Source organism: Polynucleobacter sp. 35-46-11, assembly GCF_002281105.1.
Window position 1 is genome coordinate 1 of record NZ_NCFJ01000549.1, and the last position, 1,595, is coordinate 1,595.

3 protein-coding genes are annotated in these 1,595 nt (G+C 44.6%); all 3 read left to right on the forward strand.

The features are described 5' to 3' along the window. Positions 1-37 precede the first annotated feature (37 nt). The gene (locus B7Y67_RS17465) at positions 38-646 is read left to right on the forward strand and encodes a phospholipid-binding protein MlaC (protein WP_367227304.1); all 609 of its coding nucleotides are present in this window, start codon (positions 38-40) and stop codon (positions 644-646) included. A gap of 34 nt (positions 647-680) precedes the next feature. Further along, complete coding sequence (locus B7Y67_RS17470) at positions 681-941, forward strand: lipid asymmetry maintenance protein MlaB (RefSeq protein ID WP_215302367.1); 261 nt, start codon at positions 681-683, stop codon at positions 939-941. A gap of 1 nt (position 942) precedes the next feature. Beyond that, positions 943-1,595, forward strand: a 653-nt coding sequence (locus tag B7Y67_RS17475) for an ABC transporter ATP-binding protein (RefSeq protein ID WP_293599717.1), incomplete at its 3' end; no start/stop codon positions are given.

Below are 1,595 nucleotides of genomic sequence, written 5' to 3' on the forward strand. Positions count from 1 at the left end.
GAAAAGCCAAAAACCCATTCAAAAATACTTTACAGCCTTGCTCACAGGCTTGTTTTTGTTTGCCGGTAGCGTTTCTGCGCAAGTAGTTGACCAGTCAACGCCAGATGGTTTGATCAAGACGGTAGTTTCAGACGTAATGGCTTCTGTAAAGTCTGATCCAGAAATTCAAAAAGGCAATATCCCGCGCATCGTAGATTTGGTGGATAAGAAAATTGTTCCCTATACCGATATGCGCCGTACTACTGAAATGGCAATGGGCCCCAATTGGAAAAAAGCCACCCCAGAGCAGCAGGCTCAATTAATTTCTGAATTTAAGAATTTACTGATTCGCACTTACTCTGGCGCTCTAAGTCAGTTGCGCGATCAGACAATTCAATTTAAGCCTTTGCGTGCAGCTCCTGACGATAAAGAGGTTATTGTGAAGACTGTAGTGATTGGTCGTGGTGACCCCATACCACTCGACTATCGCCTAGAAAAAACAGCCAATGGATGGAAGGTTTATGACATGAATATCATGGGTGTTTGGTTGGTAGAGGCTTATCGCAATCAATTCGCTAATCAGATTAGCCAGAATGGTGTGGAAGGTTTGGTGAAGTTCTTGCAGGATCGCAATAAGCAGCTTGCTGCTGCAAAGCCAGCAAACTAAAAAGCTCACAAGATCAATCAAAGATAAATAGCAGATGCCATTTTTATTGCCCACCTCAGTGACGCAGAATAATGTTTTGCAGTTAGAAAAGGATGGCCTGTTAAATCTTGCGACATTAAGAAATATAGATTGCATCAATCTCAAGGATTTTGACTCTACTGTGCTAACAGTGTTGTTGGCATGGCAGAAAAAATTGCAAGCCGGGGGTCAGCAGATTTCTATACAAAATGCACCGAAAAAGTTAACCGTGTTGGCTGGCGTATATGGCGTTGCTGAGTTGCTAGGTTTGTCATAGCATGCATGCAGCAATATCGATAAAGAACGTATCAAAAAATTATGGCGCCCTACAAGCGCTCGATGATGTTTCCTTATCAATAGATCAAGGTGAGTTTTTTGGCTTGCTTGGTCCCAATGGTGCTGGTAAGACAACGCTCATTTCCATTCTTGCTGGGTTAGTCACTGCTGATCGTGGCCATGCTGAAATCATGGGTGCGGATGTTCAGAGTCAGTTTCGTGACGCACGTCGTATGCTGGGAGTCGTACCGCAGGAGTTAGTATTCGACCCCTTCTTTACTGTTAGAGAGACGCTGCAATTTCAGTCTGGCTATTTTGGCATTCGTCATAACGATGCCTGGATTGACGAGATCATGGCGAACTTGGATCTCACCAATAAGGCTGACAGCAATATGCGCTCTCTATCTGGTGGTATGAAGCGTCGAGTATTGGTTGCGCAGGCTTTGGTACACCGGCCGCCTGTGATTATTTTGGATGAACCAACAGCTGGTGTTGACGTAGAGCTACGCCAATCTCTTTGGCAATTTATTAGTCGCTTAAATCAAGATGGCCACACGATTGTCTTAACAACCCATTACCTTGAAGAGGCTGAGGCACTTTGCCAGCGCATTGCTATGCTCAAGCAAGGAAAGATTGTTGCTTTGGACACCACTGC

What these genes read in the sequence shown, in the direction of transcription:
- B7Y67_RS17470 (WP_215302367.1), top strand. Translation starts at nt 681, where the DNA reads ATGCCATTTTTATTGCCCACCTCAGTGACGCAGAATAATGTTTTGCAG.